The 2,908-nt window shown below is 28.8% G+C and carries 3 protein-coding genes; 1 reads left to right on the forward strand and 2 read right to left on the reverse strand.

Annotation, left to right across the window (positions count from 1 at the left end):
• Positions 1-539 (forward strand): PKD domain-containing protein (locus CQ058_RS31040; RefSeq protein WP_142396450.1); only part of this gene is annotated, 539 nt, incomplete at its 5' end.
• 474 nt (positions 540-1,013) lie between these two features.
• Here the strand turns inward: CQ058_RS31040 and CQ058_RS31050 are convergent.
• Entirely contained in the window at positions 1,014-2,117 is a 1,104-nt protein-coding gene (locus CQ058_RS31050) for a serine hydrolase (protein ID WP_105590255.1), read from the reverse strand.
• A 285-nt stretch (positions 2,118-2,402) separates the two neighbouring features.
• Positions 2,403-2,606: a hypothetical protein gene (locus CQ058_RS32645; RefSeq protein ID WP_000479691.1), complete on the reverse strand. Its 204-nt coding sequence runs from the start codon at positions 2,604-2,606 to the stop codon at positions 2,403-2,405.
• Positions 2,607-2,908 lie beyond the last annotated feature (302 nt).

A 2,908-nucleotide genomic window follows, 5' to 3' on the forward strand; every position in this document is an offset into this window, starting at 1 on the left:
AAAAAGTTGAGTTTCATAGCGATGGTACAGAAAGCACAGGTGGAAAAATTGTTTCGTATCTCTGGGATTTTGGCGATGGTACAACAAGTACAGAAGCAAATCCTACTCATGTATATGGAAAAGAGGGGACATATACTGCCAAGCTAACAGTGAAAGATAATAAAGGAAACGTAGGCCGAGCACAAACAACGGTTACCGTAAAAAAGGATGAGCCAGTAGGTCATGGATTTGACAGCGCAAAGGCAATTCGTTTTAATAAGCTTTTCAAAGGAAATATGGATATGCCTAATATGGCGTATATGTACACATTCAATGTCACATCTCCAAAAGAAGTAGATATTTCTGTTATAGATGAACAGGGAATTGGAATAGGTTGGAATTTGATTCGTGGAACAGATATGGAACATCCTGTCGCTGAGGGCCAAGTGGATGGAAATAATATAAAAGGGAAAATTGAATTAGAACCAGGGAAGTATTACTTAGTTATGTTCTTTTCTGAGGAAAACAGAAATGGAACATATTCATTATTAGTGAAATAAATCCATTTCCAATGTATATATAATGGTTATTTTTTAGAAGGAGCCTATCACTATGCAGTGACCCCTGTCAAGTAGACAGTATTTAAAAAGCGCAACTAAGCAACCTGAGTTCTATATTTATATGGACTCAGGTTATTTATGTTGATTTGAAATAAAGTTTAATCAAAAAAGCTCCACAAACACATATTATATGGTAAATAAGAAGACTCCATTTTGAAAAAAGATTAATCAAAATGGAGTCTTTTGTTAGAAATCTGCATTTAGTTTTTATAAAAAAGATTGATCAAAACTCATGAACATATCTATTATAACCGTTTACATATAGCATATAGTCCATTCTTTTCTTTAAACACTATAGAAACTTTATTGTCACTTTAAAATATGGGCTCATTATTTTTAGATTCTCGGACAAGAGAAGTCAGGTGCTTACTATTCTAAACGGCTATAGCACATAGAATGCAAATTTCTCTTTTATCATGACAATTCCATCTTTATCTTTCCCCTAAATTCTTCATTTTTTAATGTTTTTAAATTAAATTCATTTAGATTCTTACGTAACTTTAAAGCATCAATTCTATTTAACTCGTTTGCCATAAATACAATTTCAAATGAATCGCCCTTTTTATTTGTTGCATATAAGCCATTAGTTAAAACAAATGCAGTAGAACCACCCTTTTGTCCTGCATGTAATAACCATTTTTTATTATGTTCATTTTCTATTACAGTCTCTAGAATTTTGTCCAATTTTTGATGCACTAATTCATCATAATGATTTTTGGAATTAATTCTTTCTAGCAAAGAGATATAGTCAGAAGCTGCTGCTGATGTCAAACGATTTGACCAATTCCTTTGCAAGTCTAGTGAAAACATATTCAAATTCGGCAGCTGATGTTCATTTTTCATTAATTCATTTATTTTGAACGCATACTTCTTGTATTCTTCTTGAGAGAGATTATTTAGATGTTTTACTAATTCCTTCTTACTTAAATTAAATTTCTCCTGCAAGAATCCTGGAATATATAAAGCTGACACAAATGGATATACTTCTTCATGTTGTTGAAGGCCTAATTCCTTTATATTTTGATTAATATTTTCAATTCCGAGTATATTTATTAAATATTCTGTATTCGCATTCGAACTATATTGTAACATTCCCTTTGCTATATTCTGTAAAGTTACACAATCATTTTTAATCTGATTATTTTGTATCATATCCTGTTCCCATTTTGGATGTGCGCCACCATCTGTGTTTTTGATATAATATTTCTTTAATTCGCTTAAAGAAATATATTCGTTTTCATTAATGATCCCGTTAGCACTTTGTTTAGCAAATTCAATAGCAATTATTAATTTAACCATACTTGCTAACGGTAACCTCTTATCTTCATTAATAGAACATAGAATTTCACCATTTTTTTTTATAATTAATGCACATGTATTCTTCTGTGCGTTTTCTTTAATATACGACAAAATATATTGTGGATCCGTTTTATTCATATCCTTCCTCGCTAGCATAAACACAATAACAAAAACCACTATACAAATAACTACAATACCTAACAAAACATTAATAAACATTATAAATTTCTCCTTATTTAATTTTGACTTATATTTTTTGAGTTGATATAAATACCGGATTTATGTAGTTTTAAAATAAAGTTTGATTAAAAATATCTACTCCCGCCCTTACCCTAAGGAATATAAAAAGAATCTAATTTGAAAAAAGATTAATCAAAATAGATTCTTTTTCAGTAGATTTAAGATTGGTTTTTATAAAAATGTTTGATTAAAATTACACATATTAACCTTACTATATGATTCTCTGATTAATAAAACGTATAAAAAATTTTGGAATAGTAACACCTATACGTTATTATTCTCCTTTTTTTTATAGAAATGGTTCGAATTACAAGCAATAACCCATCCTATAATTATTAATGTTACAGAAAACAACTTAAGACACGCCCTATATATATAATCTAAATCTTTAAGATAAACCCAGGATATTACCCCTATAACAGCACCAACTATTCCTAGAATCAAACCCTTATATTTTTGTAAAAACATCAAGTTACCCCTTTCGTACAAACAAAATATTCCATATATAAATAATACTAAATTATGGGATATTTTTAAAGAATCAAAATGTTTTTATATTCAATTCATATATTTTATTTCTTTTCTTAATAAAAATATCCCCATAGATAAGTAAATCCAAAGGGATAAAACGGTGCATCTTTTTTATAAACAGTTAATCTTTTTTCAAAACGGTTAAACTTTGTTATAAACGATTAAACTTTATTTCAAATCCACAATTTAATTTCTTTTGAAATCTTTGATGGTTATAAAAGTGCATATATTTACGCACG

Origin of the sequence: Bacillus sp. MYb56 (assembly GCF_002976445.1) — a bacterium.
In the GTDB taxonomy this organism is placed as follows: domain Bacteria; phylum Bacillota; class Bacilli; order Bacillales; family Bacillaceae_G; genus Bacillus_A; species Bacillus_A mycoides.

Coding starts and splice junctions, on each gene's coding strand:
- CQ058_RS31050 (WP_105590255.1), bottom strand. CDS start 2,117: ATGTTTATTAATGTTTTGTTAGGTATTGTAGTTATTTGTATAGTGGTT.
- CQ058_RS32645 (WP_000479691.1), bottom strand. CDS start 2,606: ATGTTTTTACAAAAATATAAGGGTTTGATTCTAGGAATAGTTGGTGCT.